The sequence below is a fragment of the Paracoccus sediminis genome, assembly GCF_900188295.1.
In the GTDB taxonomy this organism is placed as follows: domain Bacteria; phylum Pseudomonadota; class Alphaproteobacteria; order Rhodobacterales; family Rhodobacteraceae; genus Paracoccus; species Paracoccus sediminis.
This window is the reverse complement of the sequence record NZ_FZNM01000018.1, coordinates 22,743-42,480: the sequence shown is the minus strand read 5'-3', so window position 1 is coordinate 42,480 and position 19,738 is coordinate 22,743. Positions and strand designations below refer to the sequence as shown.

Genomic DNA, 19,738 nt, shown 5'->3' with positions numbered 1-19,738 from the left:
CCCGCATCGCCTGGGCCCAAGCAGCTTCCCACCGACCGGGGCGCATTGAAAAGAGGTAAGGCAGCATGATCGCGGCGGGCCTGGGCATCGGCATCATTCCCGCGTTCGGCTGGCAGCCGATGTTCTTCATCGCCGCCATCCCGCTGGCGCTGCTGCCGCCGATCCTGTGGCGGCTGCCTGGATCGCTGGGCTTTCTCATCAAGCAGGGCCGCCTGGACGAAGCCCGCCGCATCTTCACCAGAATTGCGCCCGAAACCCGGCTGGCGCCCGGCGATCAACTGGTGTTCAGCGAGGCCAAGGGTGGCTCGGCATCGGTTGCCGAACTGTTCCGCATGGCCGTGCGCTGCGCGCGTTGATGCTGTGGCTGTCCTTCTTTGCTGTCTGCTGCTGGTCTATGTGCTGTCGTCCTGGATGCCCAAGGTTCTGCAAGAGGCGGGATACGCCGAACGCGCCCGCCTTCTGTCGCTGTTCTCGCTGCATTTCGGCGGCATGGCGGGCGCGATCGCGGGCGGCCGTCTGGGCGAACGCTTCGGGCTGCCCAAGGTCGTCGTGGGCTATTTCCCGGCAGCGGCGCTGTCGATCGCGCTGATCGGGTCGAATCCGGGCACGGGGATGCTGTTCCTGTTGGTCTTTGTGGCGGGCGCCACCACAATCGGCACGCAGATCCTGCTGTATGCCAGCACGGCACAGCTTTACAACTTGTCCGTCCGCTCGACTGGATTGGGCTGGGCCTCAGGCGTTGAACGGATCGGGGCGATCGTCGGGCCGACGCGGGGCGGGGTGTTGCTGGGGCGGGAACTGCCGCTGAGTCAGAATTTTCTGATCTTTGCGGTCCCTGCTGCCATCTCGGCCCTGGCGATGATGGTCTTTGCTTTCAGGGACGGCTGTGCCCCCGATTGGCGCGGACTTGCCGCCGCCTGAGAATCACAGCCCCTGTGCGCGCGGCGCGGACCGCGCGCGTCGTACCGGTTGCGAAAGCCCGACCATGACCTATCTGGATCTGCCCAGCCATCGCCTTCATTACCGCATAGACGGAGGGCAGGGGAAAAGCCGTGGCTGACCTTCTGCAACTCTCTTGGCGCCAACCTGCCCATGCGGGACGCCCAGATCGCGGATCTTTCCGGCGCCTTTCGCATCTTGCGCTATGACCGCCGCGGCCACGGCAAGTCATCCGCGCCAAAGCCCCCCTATGATCTGGCCGATTTGGGAGGCGACGTCCTCGGGCTGCTTGACTCTCTGAAGATCGAGCGCACGCATTTCTGTGGTTTGTCCATAGGGGGCTGACAAGACAATGGCTGGGGATGCACGCTGGAGCACGCTTCGACCGGATCGTCGTCTGCGCGACCACTGCCCGGATCGGGACTGCCCAAGGCTGGAGCGCCCGCATCGACGATGTCAGGGCGAACGGCTTGCGCGCTCTTGTTCCCGCGACCGCGGAACGCCGGTTCACACCGGAATTCCGCGCAGCCGAGCCAACTCGTGCGGCCATGACCCTCGATGGTTTTGCCGCAACGTCGGCCGATGGCTATGGTGGATGCTGTGCCGCGCTTGCCAAAGCCGATCTTCGGGTCGGGCTTGCCAAAATCGCCGATCCAGTGCTGGCGATTTCCGGCGCCGAGGATCCGGTCTGCCCCCTGCGATCTGGAGGCGATCGCTTTAGGTGTGCAGCACGGAGATCACTCTGCCGGCCCCGTTCAGGATCGCGCTCAGCCGTTCAGTCACGACCTGCCCCTGACCCTGAAGCACAAGGCAGAACCGGCGCAGGTTGGCCCCAAAGCCGCCGGGCAATCCCCCCGGCAAGGGCGCGATGACCCTTGCGCCTGCCGGGGTCCGCCAGCGTTCGCGCCGCTGGCGGACAAGCTCGGCCGGGATGCCCGGTCACGAACCAGGATGGTCCCGCCGCCCTCGCAGCGCGAGCCGGTTGGCGCCTCGGCGGTCAGACCTGTTCGCGGCCGACACGGTCCGTATCGCATTTCGGGCCACGCCGCCGCCGTGGACCGCCGCTCTTGCGAATATCCCGTTCCGCAACCTTGTCCGCGCCGGACGGCTTTGGGCGGCGGCGGCAGGGGGCCAAGCTCTTCAGCCGGGCGATCGGCGTCGCGCCGATCGTGGTTCTCGGCCTGCAAGGCAGCGTGGGCTGTTTTCGGCGTCTTCGAGCCGGTTTCCCACGTCGGCCACCCGCGCCCCGCGGCTGCGCCCGATCGGCAACGAGCCGGCGCAAGGCGTCGGGCGGCAGCGTCTCAGACCCCTCGTCCGAAAGCCGGCTTATGCCCCGTGGGATCGGACGTCGGCCACAGGCGAAACGATCAGGCCCGGAAATCCGTCCGGGTCACTGTTCGCCCCCTGCCAGCGATGGATCATCGGGAAATGAACTCGGGGCAGCGCCGCGGGCGCGGTCTCGTGCCGCCCGCGGGCGCTGCCGTTCCACCACACCGGCCTTACTGGCGGGCGCTCAGCCAGTCTGCGATCTTGTTCTGCATCGCACGGCGGTTGACGCCGCCCGCGACCATGATGCCGATATGGCCGCCCTTGGCCGCCCATTCGCTGTAATCGCGGCTGCCGACATGGTGTTTCAGCGCCCTGGTCATCGCCGGGGGGATGATATGGTCGGTTTCGGTATAGATGTTCAGGACCGGCATGGTCACGCGGCCCAGATCGACCTTTTCGCCCGCCATCTCCAACTCGCCCCGGACCAGGCGGTTTTCGCGGTACAGGTCGTTCAGCCATTGCCGGGCGGCGGCGCCGGGATGGGCGGGGCGGTCGGCCAGCCATTTCTCCATCCGCAGGAAGTTCAGCAGCCTGCCCTCGTCCTGGCTCGCCTCGATCAGGGTCAGGTTGTATTTGGCAAGGCTCCGCATCGGCGTCATCAGGGTGAAGGCGATGCCGCCGATGTCGCCGGGGATGTTGCCCAGCGTATCAACCAGCAGCTCGATGTCGGATTTCTCGAGGCTGCGCGCCCAGTGGTTCATGAAGCCACGGTCGGGACGCAGATCCTGCTTGTCGGCATGGAAATCGACGGGGGCGGCAACGGTGATGAGGTTGCGCACCTTGTCGGGGAACAGCGCCGAATAGCACAGCGACAGGACGCCGCCCTGGCACAGCCCGAACAGGTTGATCCGGTCTGTGCCCGACGCGTCGCAGGCCGCATCCACAAAAGCATCGAGATAGCCCTCGACGTAGTCGCCCAGGTCGTCATGCTGGCAGGCGCGGTTCGGATGGCCCCAGTCGACGACGAACACGTCCAGCCCGGCCTCGACCAGGCTGCCGATAAAGGACCGGTCGGGTTGCAGGTCCAGCACGGCATAGCTGCCGACCAGGGCATAAAGGACCAGCACGGCCGGGCGGCCGCCTGTGGCCATGGGGGGCGCGTCGCAGCGGTACAGGATCTTGTCGCCGACGCGCATCACCTCGGTCTTGGGGGTGGTCGCCAGCCGCACGTCGCGGTCGCGCGTGACGGCCATCCTGGAGGCGGTTTCGGCCAGACGGCGCTGCGTCTCGATCAGGCGGTGCAGTCCGCTGACCGGATCGGCGCCCGCGGTTTCGGGGCCGGGGGGGTTGCGCGTCATGCGGGGCTTTGCTCCTTGGGTTTCCGGGGCGGCGCGGACGGGGCGTTCGTCCGCGGCGGCCGGGCCGCGACGGCGCGGCGCAGCTTGCGGTTTTCGCGTTCGAGGGCATGGACACGGCGGGCCAGCTCGTCCACCTCGTCGCGGGTGGGAAGCTGGAACTGTTCGGCCATGGCGGCCCCCATCCGCCGCTGTTCCAGCCGCCATGCCATCAGCGACCGCAGAAACCGGCGTTGCAGGCCCGCGAAAGTGTCGGACCGGTTGAAGGCGATCAGCTTTTCGTCAACCGTGGCGTTCCACAAATCCAGGGCGTCGCCCGATCCGTCCAGCCCCGAGCCTGTGCCGGCGGTGCGGGCCTGGAATGTGGCGCAGATATCATAGCAGACCTGGGCGATGGATGCGGCATAAAGCTGGCCGACCTGCGCCAATTCGACCGCCGGGGCAAGGCGGTGCAGCGTCGCCGCGTCAAGCGACGGCATGTCGGACCATTGCGGCGTTCCGAACGCGCTTTCCAACGCATGGGCGACCCGTTCCCCCTCGGTCCAGACAAAGGGGTTCATCAGTTCCATGGCGGGCAGAACCCGGCCCTTCAGCGTGGCCTGCCACACCTTGGTCCAGGCGTCCGCCATCTGGGCCGCGGCGTCGCCAAGGTCGGGCATCCGGGCGCCGGGGACGAACACGTTCATCCAGGCCTGGAACGGATCGGCGGGGGTGGGGCGGCCCTTGTCCATGGCGTATCAGGATTGGCTCAGTTCCAGGGGCGCGTCCGAACCGTCATGGTCCTTCCACCGCGTCAGGCGCAGCGTCACATCGACATTGCCGCGAACGGCGCGCGAATAGGGGCAGATCGCATGGGCCTCGCGCAAGGCCGTTTCGGCGTCATCGCGGCTGGCGCCCGGCAGGGACACGTCCAGACCGGCGAACAGCCGGAACTTGCCATCGGGGGCGGATTCCAGCCCGGCGTTGCAGGTGACTTCGGGGCTGCCCAGCGACATCTTGTTTTCCCGCGCGACCAGTTGGATGGCGCTTGTGAAGCAGGCGGCATAACCCGCCGCGAACAGCTGTTCGGGATTGGTGGCCCCGCCCGCCCCGCCCAGTTCCCTGGGAAAGGCCAGGGACAGGTCCAGCAGGCCGTCGTCGCTGCGGGCCTTGCCGTTGCGCCCCTCGTGGCTGGCGGTGGCCGATGTCTTGTAGATCACTCCCATGGCGGTTCTCCCTTGGTTACAGCGGCGAAACCAGATGCCCGCCGTCCACGACAAGCACCGATCCGGTGATGAACGACCCCGCGTCGGATGCCAGCAGCAGAAGCGCGCCGTCCAGTTCCTCGGGCAGGCCAAGGCGGCGCTGCGGGATGCGGCGGATCTGCGCCTGACCGGCGTCGGTCGCAAAGAAATCGTGGTTGATGCCCGTTTCGATATAGCCGGGGGCAAGCGCGTTGACGCGGATGCCGTGGCGCGCCCATTCCAGGGCGTGCTGGCGGGTCATCTGCACAAGCGCCGCCTTGGACGCGGCATAGGCGGTGACGCCCGCCCCCTGCCGCAGCCCCAGGATCGAGGCGACGTTGACGATGGACCCCGGCCGTCCCAGGGCGACCAGGCGCCGGACGGCGGCGATCGACAGGCGGCGGGCCCCGTCCACGTTGATGGCGAAAACCCTGTTCCAGTCGGCGTCGGGCTGATCCAGCGAGGCTGCGGGTTCGGCGATCCCGCTGTTGTTGACGATCAGGTCGATGGGGCCAAGCGCGGCTTCGGCCTGCGCCAGGGCGGCGTCGACGGACGCGGCATCCGTCACATCCATCGCCACCACGGCGGCACGGGCGCCCTGAGCCGTCAGCCGGTCGCGCAGCGCCTCCATCGGGCCGGTGCGGCGGGCGGCTAGGACCACGGCAGCGCCCGCCCCGGCCAGGGTTTCGGTGAACCGCGCGCCCAGGGCGCCCGAGGCCCCGGTGACAAGCGCGGTGCGACCGTCCAGCGAAAAGCGTTCCGCCAGGGCGGGGGTCATTTCCACCCCTCCACAAAGGCGGCGCTTTCGGCCGGCGTCACGGCGCCGGGGTCGGTCACAAAGGCGCGCAAGGCGGCATCCGCGACCAGGCGACCATAAAGCGGCGCATCGCCGTCATGGTCCCCCGCGCGGATCGCCCCGGCATCCGCGTCGACGGCGGCGCGGGCGGCACGGATCCGGTCCCCCATCGCCATGCCGCGGCGGGCCATCGCCACGGCATTGGCCGACAGCAGCGCGACATAGCGGCCGTCGCCCGGCAGATCCGGCGCTGTTTCGCGCAGCAGGGACGCGGCGCCGTCCAGCAGGGCCAGCATGTCGGCATCGCCCGACGGCCCGGCGGGGGCGGGGGGGCGCGCGGTCAGCGGCCCCGCGTCCTGCGGCCCGGTCATCCGCAGCACCGCCAGTTCCAGAGGTTCGGCGATGCGGCCCGTCAGGATCAGGTTCAGCGATTCCGATCCCGCCGCCCTGCGGCGGCCCTGCTGAAGCGCGATCACCGCCCACCGCAGATGGGCCATCACCTCCCACCACCGGACGCGGCGGGGGTCGATCGCGCGGCCGCTTTCGGTGGTATAGCCGTCATAGAAGGCATCGCGGTCGCACAGGCCCCCGGCTTCCAGGTCGGGCCGGGAAAAGCGCCAGCATTCTGCGCAGAACCAGCCCAGATCGGACATCGGGTCGGACCACGACGCGAATTCCCAGTCCAGGATCGCGGTCAGGCCCTTGTCGTCCACCAGAATGTTGCCGGTCCGGTAATCCTGATGGGTCAGCACCACCTCGGACGGGGGCGGGGCATTGCGTTCGGCCCAGCGGAGCGCCCATTCAAGACCGGGGCGGCGTTCGCCCATGGCGTCCAGCCGCTGGCGTTGCAGCGCGACTTCGGCAAGGGCGGGATCGGCGGGCTTTGGCCCCAGGACGCGGGCCAGCCCGGCATCGGGCGCGATGGCGTGGATGCGCGCCAGTTGCCGGCCGATTTCCCGACCCAGCGCGCTGCGGTCGCCACCCAGTTTCAGATCGCGGACGATCCTTGGCCCATAGCCCACGCCAGGCATCCGTTCGGCCAGGGCAAAAGGCTTGCCGGCGACCGTTTCGTCCCGGCAGAAGGCGACCGGCCGGGGAACCGCGACGCCCGCGGCCCATGCGGCCTTCAGCACCTCGAATTCCTCCAGCCGCGACAGGCTGGCCGTGATCGTGTCCTGGGCATCGCGGCGCAGGACCAGGGCGCGGGGCGAACCGTCGGCCCGCACCTCGAGGCTCCAGCTTTCCTGGATGGCCCCGCCCGACAGCTTTTCCGCGCGTTCGACCGTGGCCTGCCCGACCTTCAGGGCGTCAGAGAGCCAGGCGTCAAGCGCGGGATTTCCCAGAAATGCGTTCATGTTCCCCACTGCCAGAAATCGTCCCGTTCGCGCGCATAGGTATCGGCCAGCACCATCCGATGCACCTCGGACGCGCCGTCCACCAGCCGCGCCTGGCGGGCATAGCGATAGATCCATTCCAGGATCAGATCGGTCGAATACCCCTTGGCGCCGCACAGCTGCATCGCCGTGTCGGCCGCCCGGTGCAGCGCGTCGGCGACATGCAGTTTCGCCATCGAGACCTCTTTGCGGGCAAAGCCGCCCCCGTCCAGCGTCCAGGCCGCGTGCATCGTCAGCAGCCGCCCGATCTGGATGTCATGGGCCACTTGCCCCAGCATCAGCCGCACCGATTCCCGGTCCGCCAGCCGGACGCCGAAACCGGTGCGCTCGTCGATGTAATCCTGGGCGATGCCCATGGCGCGCTTGGCTAGGCCCAGCCATCTCATGCAATGGGTCAGCCGCGCGGTGCCAAGGCGGATCTGCGTGACCTTCAGCCCGTCGCCCACGCTCAGCAGGCGGTTGCGGTCCGGGATTTCCAGCCCATCAAAGCGCAACTCGCAATGCCCGCCATGTTCTTCCGGTCCCATGATCGGGATGCGGCGCACGATTTCCCATCCCGGCTGGTCGCGGTGGAACAGGAACGCGGTCAGGTGCCTGCGCGTCTCGGCCGGGGTCGGATCGGTGCGGGCGATCAGGATGAAATGGGCGGCCTCGGCGGCGCCGGTGATGAACCACTTGCCCCCGGTGATCCGCCAGCCGTCGCCCACGCGTTCGGCGCGGGTCTGGATCATGCCGGGATCCGACCCGCCGCCGGGCGCGGGTTCGGTCATGGCGAACGCGGAACGGACCTTGCCGTCGATCAGCGGTTGCAGCCATTCGTCCTGCTGTCCGGGCGTGGCCAGCCGCGACAGCACGTCGATGTTGCCGTCGTCGGGCGCCGCGCAGTTGAAGCAGACGGGACCGAAGATCGACCGGTTGGCTTCCTCGTACATCACTGCCCGCGCCACGACTGACAGCCCCATGCCGCCCCGCGCCGCGGGCGCCTGCGGGGACCACAGCCCCTGCGCCCTGGCCCTGGCGCGCAGCGTTTCCAGAATATCCAGCCGGATGTTGCCGTGGTCGTCCCAGTTGGCGCGATCCGCCTCGACCGGCAGGACATGGTCGTCCACAAAGGCGCGGACCCGCAGGCGCAGATCCTCGATGCCGGGGGGCAGGGCAAAACCGATCGTATCGGGCAGGGCAGGCGATTCTTTGTTCAAGGCAGACCTCGGCGACGGCGTTCGGCGTCGTCCCACGCGGTCAGCGGCTGATAGTCCGGCACAAAGCCCAGCCCCTTGCGCGCGTCCGACGACACGGCGGATTGCGATGTCACAACATCGATCAGCGCCGGCGCATTGTCCAATGCCCGCCGCAGGGCGCCCGGCAGATCCGCCGGATCCTCGACCCGCTCGGCGTGCAGGCCCAGGGCGCGCGCCATCGCGGCATAGTCGGAATGGCGCAACAGCGTGCCCACCACGCGGCCGCCATAGTTTTCCGCCTGGTCGTGACGCTCGATGTTCCAGGCGGCGTTGTTCGACACGATGAACACGGCCTTCGCGCCATGGCGGACGGCGGTGTCGATCTCCATCGCGTTCAACCCAAAGGCGCCGTCCCCGCTGATCGAGATGACCTGCCGGTCGGGACAGGCCAGCGAGGCCGCGACCGCGAAGGGCACGCCCACACCCAGGCAGCCGAACGCCCCCGCGTCCAGATAGGTCTTGGCCTCCAGCCCCACGCGGGCAAAGGACAGCAGGTCGCCCCCGTCCGCGATGGCGATGTAATCGGGATCAGCCACGTCGCGGATCGCGTCAAAGATCGCCGCCGGATGGACCTTGCCGTCCTCGCTCCGGCCCGGCGTCTCGCGGCGCGTGTCGGGGGACGACCGCGACAGGTGCCTGGCGCGCAGCCCCTCGGCCCAGGGACGGTCCAGGGCGGTGGCCTGGTTGCCCAGGGCGTCCGTGACGGCCGCCAGCGCCAGGGCGGGATCGGCCAGGATTTCGGGCGCGCCGCGGCGGTTGTCGATCAATTCGCCGGCATTGTCGCTGATGCGGATGAAGCGGGCGCGAGGATAGACGGCGGGCGAGCCATAGCCCAGCTGATAATCCAGCTTGCGGCCCACAACGATCACCAGATCGGCCTCGCCCAGCACCACGCCGCGCATGGCCCCCACGCCCGACGGGTGATCCGGCGGCACCAGCCCCCGGCTTTCCTGCGTGTCCAGATACAGCGCGCCGGTCGCGTCCAGCAGCCGCAGCAGTTCGGGCGCCGCCCCGCGCGCCCCGCGTCCGGTGACGACCAGCGGTCGTTTCGCCGCAAGGATTGCCTGAACGGCCTGGGCCACCGCGCCGGGATCGGGCGGAATGCGGCGCGCGGGCTTGGGCGCCATCCAGTCGTCCAGCACCAGATCGGGCGCGACATGGGTGCGCAGCACGTCGGTCGGAATCTCGATATAGGACGGTCCCGGCTCGCCCAGGTCGCCCATGGCGCGGGCCACCGCCTCGTCCAATTCGCGGATCACCTGGTCGGCCACGCGGGCGGTGCGGCAATAGCGTGCGACCGGACGGATGATGTCCACATGGGGAATGTCCTGCAACGGGCCCATATTGGCCTGCGGGCGCGACGTGCAGCCGCCGATGACCAGCACCGGCACGCGCGCCAGGGACGCGTTGGCGATGGCAGTGACCGTGTTCGTGACCCCCGGCCCGGCCGTCACCACGGCGACCCCCAGGGTGCCGGCCAGTTCCGCATGGGCATGGGCCATGTGGACGGCGGCGCCCTCGTGGCGGCAATCGACGATGCGGATGCCCAGCCGCGCGCAATGGTCCCAGATGGGCTGGATATGGCCGCCTTGCAGGCCGAAGATCCGGTCGATGCCGCGCGCCTTCAGGAACTGCGCCACCCAGGCCGCGCAGGAATGCGGATCGCCGTTCAGATCCTGCACGGATCCCGGCGCCTGTCCGGTCTGAAGGTTCATCCCGTTTCCTCCCCTCAGTGGTCGGCCGTGGCCGGTGTCAGTCGCGTGCGCAGGACGCGGTGCAGGATCTTGCCCGTGGCGGTGCGCGGCATGTCGGATTCGGACAGGAACGACACCGAACGCGGGCGCTTGAAGGCGGCGATCCTGCCCTTGCACCAGTCGATCATCTCGGCCTCGGTCGCGGACACGCCGTCGTGCAGGACCACGACGCCGTGGACGCGTTCGCCCCATTTTTCGTCGGGCAGGCCGATGACGGCCACGTCCTTGACCTTGGGACAGGCGCCCAGCGCGGCCTCGACCTCGGACGGATAGATGTTCTCTCCGCCGGAAATGATCATGTTCTTCTTGCGGTCGATCAGCCTGATGTATCCGTCCGGATCGCGCACCGCCATGTCGCCCACGGTGCAATAGGCACCCCGGAACGCCTCGGCGGTCTTTTCGGGCTGGTTCCAGTATCCCTGAAAGGTCCAGGGATTGCAGGAATACAGTTCTCCGGGGCTGCCGTCGGGAACCTCGGACCCGGATTCGTCCAGAAGGCGGATGGGGGCCGACCCCGCGCATTCGCGCCCGACCGATCCCAGGTGGGTGAACTGTTCCTGCGGGCGCAGCATCGTCACCCAGCCGCATTCGCTGGATCCGTACAGTTCGAACAGGCCGGAATTCGGGAACATCTCCATCACCGCGCGCTTGGTGTCGGCGCGGGCGGGGGCGGACGAGATCATCAGCTTGGATACCCGGCCCAGGTCCAGTCTGCTGCGGCTGGCCTCGGGCAGGCCCAGCATCATGATGTAATGCGTGGGCACCAGCGACGTGAAGGTGACGCCCGACCGGCCCAGCACGCGCAGGCAATGTTCGGGATCGAAGCTGGCGCGCGAATAGATCGAGGCCGCCGCCCCGCAATAGGCGAAGGCCATGAAGAAGTTGACGGAATTCGCGTGGCACATCGGCATGACCAGCAGCGCGTCGTCGTCGCGGTGAACGCCCAGCTCGATATCCGTCATCAGGGCCAGCAGCGCGTTCGACCGATGGTCGCGGATCACCCCCTTGGGGTTGCCGGTGGTGCCGGACGTGTACATCAGCGTCCAGGGATCCTCGGGGGCGATGTCCAGGCCGGGTTCGCGGTCGCTGGCACGGTCCATCAGGGTTTCATAGGACTGCCAGCCCGCAGGCGCCGCGGCGGCGCCGAAATGGATGTATCCCCCGGACGGCACCGTCAGGCCCGCGCGCGATTCCTCGATCGCGCCGTGCAGCGCGTCCTGGGCGATCACGGCAACCGCACCACTGTCGCGGACGATAAAGGCGACCTCGGGCGGGCTGAGACGGAAGTTGACGGGCACCGCGATCAGCCCGGCCTTGGCGCAGGCCACAAGGATTTCGGCCCATTCCACGCAATTATAGGCCAGGATGGCGACCCGATCGCCCTTTTGCAGGCCCAGGCCCAGCAGGGCGTTGGCCAGGCGGCAAGCGCGGCGGTTCCAGTCCAGAAAGCTCATCGACCGTTCCAGGTCGCGCGCGCCAAGGCCGCGGGGCCGCAGGCGGGCCTGCGTGGCGACCATCTGGCCCAGGGTCAGAAGCTCTTGTCTCATCCTGCCTCCGGAATTGCCGGACGTTTGAGAGAATCGGGCATAATAAGTCAGTATTGGATTCTGAACTCTGAATTCAATATCGTGGGCAAAGGGCGCCGTCAAGCGTGGCGCAACCGCGACATCGACCAGGCGGCCAGCACAACCGCGGCAGGCGGCAGCAGGGCGACCGTCCCCAGGCTGGCCCAAAGCGGCATCTGGCTGAACCCCAGCAAGACCAGACGCAGCAGGTCCAGCAGGTAGCTGACCGGATTGGCATAGACCATCACCCTGAGCCATTGCGGCAGTTCGACGACCCAGCCGCCCCCCAGGGCATAGACGCCGTACCGGGCCAGATCGTCGCGCAGGGCCTGGGGGATGTCCAGAAAACCGACGCCGCCGACGATACCCTTCAGCGGAAAGATCGCGCCGGACAGGAAATACAGCGGCTGGATCACCCCGTTCGAAATGCTGCCGAAGCCTTCGAAGGTGCGCATCCGGCAGGCCAGGATCACGCCGGTCGCGGTAATGGCGACGCCCATCGCGAACATCACGGCCCAGGCCAGCAGCAGATCCGCCGCACCCATGCGCACGCCCAGCAGCGGCGCCATGGCCAGCGGGATGGTGCCCTGGATCACCGCGATGCTGGCGCCGCCGCAGATCTTGCCAAGCGCCACCGACAGCATCGGCGCGGGCGACACCAGCACCTGCCGCATCAGTCCGACCTGCCGGTCCCAGACAAGCGCGATAGCCGATTGCAGCGACGCGAACAGCACGTTCAGCGTGACCACACCGGGCAGGATGTATTGGGCATAGGTGTACCCCTCGATTTCCCGCAGCGTGGCGCCCAGGCCGAAACCCAGAATCAGCAGCCACAGGACGGTGCGCGACAGCGCGCCGAACAGTTGCGACCGGTCGCGGCGGAACCGGACCAGTTCGCGCCACCACATCGCGCCCACGACCCGCAGGTCCAGCAGGGCAGAGCGGCGGGCGGGAACGGGGGCCGGCACATCGGTCATCGCGTGTGTTCTCCGCCGCGCTTGTGAAATGCCACGATCCGGTCGCGGGGCGAGGCTTCGGTATCGCGCAAAGCCCGCCCGGCGATCTGGACGAAGACCTCCTCCAGCGGCATTCCGGGGCCGCCAAAGGCGCGGCGGCTGAGATCGGCGGGTGTGCCAAGCGCCACCAGGCGGCCGCGGTCGATGATGCCGACACGGGTGCAGGCCTCGGCCTCGTGGGTGGCATGGGTGGTCATCAGCACGGACATGCCACCGGCGCGCAGCCGTGCGATGCGGTCCCACAGGTCGCGCCGCCCCTGCGGGTCCAGGCCCAGCGTCGGTTCGTCCAGCACGATCAGGCGCGGGCGGTGCATCAGCGCACGCGCCAGTTCCAGCCGCCGTTTCATCCCGCCCGAAAAGCTGCGCAGGGGCCGTTCGGCCGCCAGGTCAAGCTGCGCCCAGGACAGGGCCTCGGCGATGGACTGGCGGGCGGTACGGCGGGGCATTCCGTGCAGGGCCGCGTGAATCGCCAGGTTTTCGCGCGCCGTCAGCCGTTCGTCCAGGGCGGGTTCCTGGAACACCGCGCCGATGGCCTGGCGCACGCGGGCCGGGTCGGTGCGGATGTCGGCGCCCGCCACCCGCGCGGTGCCGCGGCTGGGCGCGACCAGCGTGGTCAGCATCGCCAGCAGCGTGGACTTGCCCGCGCCGTTCGGCCCCAGCAGGGCGAAGAAATCGCCCTCCTCCATGGTGAAGCTGACGGCTTCGACCGCCGCCAGATCGCCGAAAGACCGGCCGAGGTCCAGGCATTCGACCACGGTCATGGCGACAGCGCCTGTTGTCCGGCAGACAGCGCATCCAGCAACGGTCCGCAATCGCCGGTCTCGAATCCCGCAGCCACGGCGGCGGCCCGGCCGGGGGCCAGCAGCGACAGCGTGTCCTGCACGATGGCCGCGTGATAGGCGGCGGCGACGGCCAGATCCTCGGCGCCGCGTTCGGGATCCGCGTCCAGCCGGGCACAGCCCTCGCTGGCGATGCGGTGAACCAGACCCGCGGCGGCACCCGGATCGCGGCCGGGATACAGGTCCGCATCGGTCGCCTGTTCCAGCAGGCCGACCGTCTGCTGGGCGATGCTTTCGGCGTCCTCGGGGTTGGGCGACAGGCGTGCGGGCCGGTCCTGGCCCGGATACAGGCGGTCCAGCATCGCCAGCATTGCCTGGACATCCGCCGCCTGGGCGGGGGCGGCCTGCGGGGCAAGACCGTCCCACAGCGCCTTGACGCGGGCCAGCGCGAACCATCCGGTCAGATAGGCCCCACCGTCGCCTTCCGCCGCTTTCTCATAGGATTCGGCGACACCGCCTTCCTCCAGCAGCAGCTGCGCAATCAGCGCGGCCCGGTGGCCGGGCGCCCTGGGCAAGGGCATCGCGGCGCGGGCCTGTTCGACCAGGGCGGTCAGGTCGGGGCCTGCGGGCGGACCCCCGCCCCCGAAGGCCGCGACCAGGGCCTGCGCCACCTCGGGCGCGGTTGCGGCAAGGGTGGCGCGGATCAGCGACAGGTCATGAGGCGGGCCCTCGGCCTCGTCCTCCTCGCGTTCGTCATCCTCGGCCGCGCCGGACGGACCGGCGACGGCGGCGACCTGCGCGGCCAGGGCGATCCGTTCCAGGGCCGCCGCCTGCGCCAGACCGACCGGATCGTCCCGAAACGGCGCGTGGGCATAGCCGTCCGCGCCGGCGATTCCCGGCCCCAGCACCAGGAAAGCGCAGGACAGGCTAATCCTGGGCATCGACGGCCCCCACCTCGACCGAATGGGCGCCGCGTCCCGCCGCAAACTCTCCGGTCACGCACAGGCAATCGGTGTCGATGACGCCGACGCTGTCGGACAGGCCGTTGGCGGTAAAGACGCGCGCGCCGTCCGGGCTGACCGTCACGCCCCACGGCCTTCGGCCCATGCGCTCCTTGACGACCTGCGCGACCTGCCGGGTGGCCGTGTCGATCACATAGACCGCGCTTGTTCCGCCCCCGGCCACATACAATCGCCCGCCATCCGGGGACAGCGCAAGTTCCACGGGCCGCGAATCAAGGCCCAGGCTGATGGTGCCCGCCACCTTGTGCGTGGCCGTGTCGATGACGGACACGGTTCCCCCGATTTCGGCCGAGACATAGGCCCGCGCGCCGTCCTGGGAAAAGATCACGTCGCGCGGGCGGTTGCCGACCAGCAGATGCGTCACGACCTTCAGCGCCCGCGCGTCGATCACCGTCACCGTGTGGCTGGTTTCGGCCGTGACATAGACCCATTGCCCGTCGGGGCTGACCGCCACGCCTTCGGTTTCCACCCCCGTCGGGAAAAGCCCCAGTTGTTCGCCGGTTTCGGCGTCGATGCCGACGGCCTGGGCGGTCGCCTCCAACGCGGCCCAGATCTGGGTGCCGTCCGGGCTGACCGCCACCCGTTCCGGGTTGCCGCCCGCGCGATAGCGGCGCTTGACGGCATTGGTCGCCACGTCGATGGCGACGATGGCGTCTTCGGGCGTTTCGGTCAGGGGCAGGAAATCGCTGACCGAGACATAGACCGTCCGCCCGTCGGGGCTGACCGCCATGCCGCGCGGGCGCACGTCGCCGGGACGGCCCGAGATCGTGATCGTGCCGGTCGCAAGCCCGGCCTCGGGGTCGATGACGCTGATGTTGGCATCGTATTCGTTGGCGACGTAAATCCGATAGGGCTTGGCCTGCGCGGTTCCCGTGGCCAGGATCGCAGCGGCAAGACAGGACAGGACGGCGTGGCGCGTCATGGCAGGTTCCTGGTGCAGGTTCGGGCAGGGTCGATGTCGCCAAGCTGGTCCAGCCGTTCGACGGGATCGGTTCCAGGCATGTAGATCGCGGGCAGTTCCCCCACCAGGGAGGCGCGGGCCAGCATGTCGCCAAGCGCCATGGATCCGGTGGCGTCGGGGTTGATGCGGGCCAGAAACAGCGATTGGCGCAACTGATGGTCCCAGGGGCGGAAGGTGACGCCAATGCCCTTGCTGACATCGAACAGGCCGCGGTCCCCCGCCAAGTGGCCGGCAAGGACGGCCCCCTGGGTCGCGCCCGTCGCCAGAGAGGCCTCGAAGGCGATCTTGACGGCCTGATAGGCGGCCCAGGCCGTGGGATCCATGGGCCTGCCCCAGCGGCCGTCGAAACGGGCGTTCAGTTCGCGTGCGCCATAAGCGTCCAGCGTCGCTTCCCACAGCACCGCCCGGTGCCCGCAGCCCGCGACCGGCGCGGCCCTGCGCGCGGCGAAATAGAAGTCGCGCGTCTGGGTCGCCGGTTCGGGAAAGCCGGTGACGGGCGCGGGCAGACCCGAGGCTTCGTAGCGCGACAGGAATTCAAGCTGCGTCCACCAGTCGGTCAGCAGCAGGACCACATCGGCGTCCGACCCGGCGATGGCCGACAGCGCGGGGGCAAAGCCGCGCGCGTCGTCCACGCGCAGCGCCGCTGTTCCGGCGACCTCGGCCCCCCAGTGACGGGCCGTCAGGCTGGCCGTCATGCGGTCCAGCATGGCCCGGCCTTCGGCGCCGTCGTCATGGACCAGAAACCACCGCCGGTGGCCCGCGCGCACGAACCAGCCCAAAAGTTCGTCCAGATACATCGCGGCGCTTGCCTCGACATGGAAAGTGCCGGGACGGCAGGCGTGGCGGAGGGCGTCGCTGGGCGCGGCGATGTTCAGGAACAGGGCGCCGGTTTCGTCGGCCACCTGCGACAGGATCTCGGCCTCGTCGCGGGTAAAGCCGCCGATCAGGACGGTGGCCCCCGACCGCGACACCAGGCGGCGGGCCGCGCGGGCCACCGCGTCGGCGCCGGGGGCGTTGGTGACGGTCAGCGCCAGAGGCAGGCCCAGCAGCGTGCCATTGCGGGTCATGTCCTCCTCGGCCAGGATCAGGCCCATCCGGGCGGCTTCAGCCACGGGGCGCAGATTGATCCGGCCCGGCGGCAGGGCCGTGCCCGCGATGGGCAGCACCGCCCCGATGTGCAGCGGCCGGGCCGGGGCGGCGGCCAGGGCGCCCGGCATCCCGGCCAACGCGGCCCCGGCCAGCAGCATGCGGCGGCGGGTCGGTCGCCAGGCCATCAGCCGCCCCGCTCTGCGCCCGGCGCCATGGCCTCGGCCGGCGCGGCCTGCGGCCGGGGCAGGTCGGTCAGCGGAACGTTCGCATCCCGAAGCACGGCGCGCGTCCGGTCCCAGCTTTGCGCCAGCGCCCGGTCCACATCGTCGCGCAGCCCCTCGTCCTCGGGCCGGAACCCGATGGCGATGGACGCGACCATGGGAATGAAGGGCATGTCGATTTCCGGCGTGACCGGCGCCAGCGTCAGCCCGCCCTTCTGCGCGGCATAGGCCCCCGCGACCGGACCCCAGACGATCGCCAGATCGACCTCGCCCTTTTCCAGTGCCTCCAGCACCGGGGGAAAGGGCGCGCCGTCGATGGGCTTGTGGCTGAAATGGATCTGGTTGGTCAGGATGCCGCGATTGGCAAGCGCAAGGCTGGGCGGCACCATCCGCGTGCTGTCGCCCGACACGCCGATCGTCAGATCGCGCAAGGCCGGATCGTCCAGGCTGGCGACCCGGAACGGCGCATCCTGGGGATACAGGAACACATATCCCGTCCGATAATAGGCATGGCTGGTCAGATAGCCCGGCTGGCCATCGATCACCCCCATAATCATGTCGCATTCGCCAGCCTGGATCATCCGCTGGCGGATGCGCCCCCGCGTGTCGGACAGCCACACCCAGGTCAGGTCGGCGTCCAGCTCCTCGGCCAGGATGGCGGCGATGCGGTTGTCGAAGCCTTCGCCCGCGCTGTTGGAAAAGGGCAGGCCGTCGGAATCGGCGCAGACCCGCAGTTCCCAAGACCCCGCCCCGGCAGGGCCTGCCAGGACAAGGCTCGCCGCGGCGAGGACGGACGCCCGGCGCAAGGCCGCCGGCCATCCGCCACGCCGATCATTCCAGGGCAAAGACATACAGCGTCCCACCCTGCGGCGTCACCGTTTCGGTCCCCCAGGCCGCGTCGATGAAACCCTGGAAGCGTCCGCCGTCGACGCCCCAGCCGGTCAGCACGGCGATGTGCTGCTTGCCGTCCATCTCGAAGCTGATGGGGGGCGACATGATCCCGCCATCCAGACGCTTGTTCCACAGGATCTCTCCGGTCTTGGCGTCGAAGGCGCGGAATTCGGCGTCGTTCGTCCCGCCCGAGAAGATCACCCCGCCCCCGGTGGACAGCATCGGCCCCCACATCGGCGACTTGAAGTTGGTCTGCCAGACCTTCTCCATCGTGCGCACGTCCCAGGCCTGCACCGCGCCGATGTGGTCCTTGGCGGCCTCGGTCGGCGTCATTTCCAGACCCGATCCCAGGAACAGCACGCCCGGTTCGTACTCGACCTCGGCAGCCTCCATCGCGCCGCAGTGGTTTTCGTTCACCGGGACGAAGATATAGCCCAGATCGGGGTTGTAGGCGTCATAGGGATAATCGCGCCCGCCCCAGGCCGAGGGGCAGAATTCGGCACGCTCGCCCAGCTTTGGGCGGTTCTCCTCGTTGACGATGGCGCGGCCGGTTTCCGGGTCCAGCCCGTCGAAGGCGTTCTGGAACACATAGTTCGTGCCCTCGACAAAGGACAGCGACCCGGCGTCGTCGCGCCGCAGCTTGTAGACATAGCCATTGCGGGCGAACTTGACGGCCAGGTTTTCACCGTCCAGTTCCATCAGCGTCGGCGGCACGGTCTCGTCCCAGTCCCAGGTGTCGTTCGGATGATATTGGAAATGGGTCACGATCTCGCCCGTCTCGGCGTCCAGGCCGATGGTCGAGGCCGTGTAGAGATTGTCGCCCGGCCGCAGGACGCCCGGCCAGGGGGCCGCATTTCCCACGCCCCAATAGGCGATGTTCCGTTCGGGATCGTAGGTGCCGGTGATCCAGACCGGACCGCCGCCCGTCTTCCAGGCGTCGCCCGGCCAGGTTTCGCTGCCGGGCTGGCCCGGTTCGGGAATGGTATAGGTCTTCCAGACCGATTCGCCGGTTTCGGGATCCGACGCCTCGACAAAGCCGCGGATGCCGAATTCGCCGCCCGACACGCCGACCATGATCTTGCCGTCGGCCGCCAGCGGCGCCATCGTGAAGTAATAGCCCTGCTGCCAATCGGCCAGGGCGCGGTCCCAGACCTTTTCGCCGGTCTTGGCGTCAAGCGCGACCAGGCGCGCGTCCAGCGTGGCGAAGAACACCTTGTCCCCAAGCAGGGCGACGCCCCGGTTGGTCGGATGGACGGGGATCAGCCCTGCCGGAAGGGAATGCGCATAGCGCCAGAGTTCCTTGCCGTCGGCGGCGTTGTAGGCGACCACCTGGTTGTCGGGCGTCGCCACGACCATCACGCCGTCGTTCATCAGCACCGGCGCCTCGTGGGCGGGATCGGCCGGAAGCGCCGCAAAGGCCGTCATCTGCTGATAGGGGCCGGTCGGCGCGCTCCAGACCTCTTTCAGGCCGGCGACGTTCTCGGGGGTGATCTGGTTCAGCGGGCTGTGGCCCTGGCCGTCATAGGTGCGGCGGATCGACAGCCAGTTGCCCGGTTCGGGGCTGGCCAGTCGTTCCGGCGTCACCGGGCTGTAGCTTTCGATGCCCTGGGCCGACAGGGATGTCGCGGCCAGAAGCACCAGAACCGACGACGACACAAGTAACGGGGTCCGTCTCATCTTTCGTCTCCGTGGTGGTAAGGGTTTGTCCGGATTCGTCCGTCAGCGAAGGGCCTGGATGTCCTCGGCAAGGACCAGGCCATAGGAATTGCCCCAGCTGTTCAGGATGAAGGTGGAAATGTCGGCGATCTGCTGGTCGTCCAGGGCCTCGTCGAATTCGGGCATGTAGCCCGGCCCCGTCAGGATGGCCCAGCCCAGGTAATCGGGGCCCGCCGAGACCTTTTCATTGCCGACCAGCGGCACGCCCGCCGTGCCCCTGGATCCGTGGCAGGGGCGGCAGTTGGCCAGATAGCCCGCTTGGCCCGCATCCATCGCAGTGGCCAGTTGCGGGTCGCCGCCAGCGTCGGCCGGGGTTTCGGACGGGGTTTCGGGGGGTGCCGCCGCCGCGCCGGGCGCGGCCGCCGGTTGCGGGGCTTCCTGCGACAGGGCCATGCCCGCCGGAAGCAGGCTGCCCGCCAGGCAGCACAATCCGGCAAGGGCATGGACCCAGGTGCCTTTCGTCATGACAACGCTCCTCCCAAGCGGGCGATATGCCGGGCCTCTCGCGGA

19 protein-coding genes are annotated in these 19,738 nt (G+C 68.9%); 3 read left to right on the top strand and 16 right to left on the bottom strand.

What is annotated here, in order from left to right:
* The first annotated feature begins 65 nt into the window (after positions 1-65).
* From CHB77_RS18515 to CHB77_RS18905, 3 genes are all read left to right on the top strand, one after another.
* Entirely contained in the window at positions 66-356 is a 291-nt protein-coding gene (locus tag CHB77_RS18515; protein ID WP_207303066.1) for an MFS transporter, read from the top strand.
* 4 nt (positions 357-360) lie between these two features.
* Positions 361-921, top strand: coding sequence for an MFS transporter (locus CHB77_RS16595; RefSeq protein WP_207303065.1), 561 nt, complete (start codon positions 361-363; stop codon positions 919-921).
* 171 nt (positions 922-1,092) lie between these two features.
* A complete protein-coding gene (locus tag CHB77_RS18905) occupies positions 1,093-1,284 on the top strand; it encodes an alpha/beta fold hydrolase (RefSeq protein WP_207303064.1) in 192 nt (63 codons plus the stop codon).
* 1,154 nt (positions 1,285-2,438) lie between these two features.
* Here the strand turns inward: CHB77_RS18905 and CHB77_RS16585 are convergent.
* The 16 genes from CHB77_RS16585 to CHB77_RS16510 form a co-directional block, all read right to left on the bottom strand.
* On the bottom strand, positions 2,439-3,566 hold the full coding sequence (locus tag CHB77_RS16585) for an alpha/beta fold hydrolase (protein WP_089389300.1): 1,128 nt from the start codon (positions 3,564-3,566) through the stop codon (positions 2,439-2,441).
* Positions 3,563-4,294 (bottom strand): poly(R)-hydroxyalkanoic acid synthase subunit PhaE, encoded by a 732-nt coding sequence (locus tag CHB77_RS16580; RefSeq protein WP_089389299.1) that lies wholly within the window; start codon positions 4,292-4,294, stop codon positions 3,563-3,565. The genes CHB77_RS16585 and CHB77_RS16580 overlap by 4 nt, the downstream gene beginning before the upstream one ends.
* 6 nt (positions 4,295-4,300) lie before the next feature.
* The gene (locus tag CHB77_RS16575; protein ID WP_089389298.1) at positions 4,301-4,768 is read right to left on the bottom strand and encodes an organic hydroperoxide resistance protein; all 468 of its coding nucleotides are present in this window, start codon (positions 4,766-4,768) and stop codon (positions 4,301-4,303) included.
* Positions 4,769-4,784: 16 nt separating this feature from the next.
* Positions 4,785-5,564 (bottom strand): SDR family NAD(P)-dependent oxidoreductase, encoded by a 780-nt coding sequence (locus tag CHB77_RS16570; RefSeq protein ID WP_089389297.1) that lies wholly within the window; start codon positions 5,562-5,564, stop codon positions 4,785-4,787.
* Positions 5,561-6,937, bottom strand: a complete 1,377-nt coding sequence (locus CHB77_RS16565; RefSeq protein ID WP_089389296.1) for a phosphotransferase family protein — start codon at positions 6,935-6,937, stop codon at positions 5,561-5,563. The genes CHB77_RS16570 and CHB77_RS16565 overlap by 4 nt, the downstream gene beginning before the upstream one ends.
* A complete protein-coding gene (locus CHB77_RS16560) occupies positions 6,934-8,175 on the bottom strand; it encodes an acyl-CoA dehydrogenase family protein (protein WP_242626688.1) in 1,242 nt (413 codons plus the stop codon). Before CHB77_RS16560 ends, CHB77_RS16565 begins: the two co-directional genes overlap by 4 nt.
* Positions 8,172-9,929, bottom strand: a complete 1,758-nt coding sequence (locus tag CHB77_RS16555; protein ID WP_176430364.1) for a thiamine pyrophosphate-binding protein — start codon at positions 9,927-9,929, stop codon at positions 8,172-8,174. Before CHB77_RS16555 ends, CHB77_RS16560 begins: the two co-directional genes overlap by 4 nt.
* Positions 9,930-9,943: 14 nt before the next feature.
* On the bottom strand, positions 9,944-11,515 hold the full coding sequence (locus CHB77_RS16550; protein WP_089389295.1) for an AMP-binding protein: 1,572 nt from the start codon (positions 11,513-11,515) through the stop codon (positions 9,944-9,946).
* 98 nt (positions 11,516-11,613) lie between these two features.
* Positions 11,614-12,510: an ABC transporter permease gene (locus CHB77_RS16545; RefSeq protein ID WP_089389294.1), complete on the bottom strand. Its 897-nt coding sequence runs from the start codon at positions 12,508-12,510 to the stop codon at positions 11,614-11,616.
* Positions 12,507-13,310, bottom strand: coding sequence for an ABC transporter ATP-binding protein (locus tag CHB77_RS16540; RefSeq protein ID WP_089389293.1), 804 nt, complete (start codon positions 13,308-13,310; stop codon positions 12,507-12,509). Before CHB77_RS16540 ends, CHB77_RS16545 begins: the two co-directional genes overlap by 4 nt.
* Positions 13,307-14,269, bottom strand: coding sequence for a hypothetical protein (locus CHB77_RS16535; RefSeq protein ID WP_131023392.1), 963 nt, complete (start codon positions 14,267-14,269; stop codon positions 13,307-13,309). Before CHB77_RS16535 ends, CHB77_RS16540 begins: the two co-directional genes overlap by 4 nt.
* A complete protein-coding gene (locus CHB77_RS16530; protein ID WP_089389291.1) occupies positions 14,256-15,272 on the bottom strand; it encodes a beta-propeller fold lactonase family protein in 1,017 nt (338 codons plus the stop codon). Before CHB77_RS16530 ends, CHB77_RS16535 begins: the two co-directional genes overlap by 14 nt.
* Entirely contained in the window at positions 15,269-16,585 is a 1,317-nt protein-coding gene (locus CHB77_RS16525) for an ABC transporter substrate-binding protein (protein WP_089389290.1), read from the bottom strand. Before CHB77_RS16525 ends, CHB77_RS16530 begins: the two co-directional genes overlap by 4 nt.
* Complete coding sequence (locus CHB77_RS16520; RefSeq protein ID WP_165456309.1) at positions 16,585-17,427, bottom strand: transporter substrate-binding domain-containing protein; 843 nt, start codon at positions 17,425-17,427, stop codon at positions 16,585-16,587. Before CHB77_RS16520 ends, CHB77_RS16525 begins: the two co-directional genes overlap by 1 nt.
* Before the next feature lie 25 nt (positions 17,428-17,452).
* A complete protein-coding gene (locus CHB77_RS16515) occupies positions 17,453-19,189 on the bottom strand; it encodes a PQQ-dependent dehydrogenase, methanol/ethanol family (RefSeq protein ID WP_089389288.1) in 1,737 nt (578 codons plus the stop codon).
* Between the two features lie 42 nt (positions 19,190-19,231).
* A complete protein-coding gene (locus CHB77_RS16510) occupies positions 19,232-19,693 on the bottom strand; it encodes a c-type cytochrome (protein ID WP_089389287.1) in 462 nt (153 codons plus the stop codon).
* Positions 19,694-19,738: the final 45 nt, after the last annotated feature.

Coding starts and splice junctions, on each gene's coding strand:
- CHB77_RS16585 (WP_089389300.1), bottom strand. CDS start 3,566: ATGACGCGCAACCCCCCCGGCCCCGAAACCGCGGGCGCCGATCCGGTC.
- CHB77_RS18905 (WP_207303064.1), top strand. CDS start 1,093: ATGCGGGACGCCCAGATCGCGGATCTTTCCGGCGCCTTTCGCATCTTG.
- CHB77_RS16580 (WP_089389299.1), bottom strand. CDS start 4,294: ATGGACAAGGGCCGCCCCACCCCCGCCGATCCGTTCCAGGCCTGGATG.
- CHB77_RS16530 (WP_089389291.1), bottom strand. CDS start 15,272: ATGACGCGCCACGCCGTCCTGTCCTGTCTTGCCGCTGCGATCCTGGCC.
- CHB77_RS18515 (WP_207303066.1), top strand. CDS start 66: ATGATCGCGGCGGGCCTGGGCATCGGCATCATTCCCGCGTTCGGCTGG.
- CHB77_RS16545 (WP_089389294.1), bottom strand. CDS start 12,510: ATGACCGATGTGCCGGCCCCCGTTCCCGCCCGCCGCTCTGCCCTGCTG.
- CHB77_RS16575 (WP_089389298.1), bottom strand. CDS start 4,768: ATGGGAGTGATCTACAAGACATCGGCCACCGCCAGCCACGAGGGGCGC.
- CHB77_RS16510 (WP_089389287.1), bottom strand. CDS start 19,693: ATGACGAAAGGCACCTGGGTCCATGCCCTTGCCGGATTGTGCTGCCTG.
- CHB77_RS16525 (WP_089389290.1), bottom strand. CDS start 16,585: ATGGCCTGGCGACCGACCCGCCGCCGCATGCTGCTGGCCGGGGCCGCG.
- CHB77_RS16540 (WP_089389293.1), bottom strand. CDS start 13,310: ATGACCGTGGTCGAATGCCTGGACCTCGGCCGGTCTTTCGGCGATCTG.
- CHB77_RS16565 (WP_089389296.1), bottom strand. CDS start 6,937: ATGAACGCATTTCTGGGAAATCCCGCGCTTGACGCCTGGCTCTCTGAC.
- CHB77_RS16570 (WP_089389297.1), bottom strand. CDS start 5,564: ATGACCCCCGCCCTGGCGGAACGCTTTTCGCTGGACGGTCGCACCGCG.
- CHB77_RS16555 (WP_176430364.1), bottom strand. CDS start 9,929: ATGAACCTTCAGACCGGACAGGCGCCGGGATCCGTGCAGGATCTGAAC.
- CHB77_RS16515 (WP_089389288.1), bottom strand. CDS start 19,189: ATGAGACGGACCCCGTTACTTGTGTCGTCGTCGGTTCTGGTGCTTCTG.
- CHB77_RS16550 (WP_089389295.1), bottom strand. CDS start 11,515: ATGAGACAAGAGCTTCTGACCCTGGGCCAGATGGTCGCCACGCAGGCC.
- CHB77_RS16535 (WP_131023392.1), bottom strand. CDS start 14,269: ATGCCCAGGATTAGCCTGTCCTGCGCTTTCCTGGTGCTGGGGCCGGGA.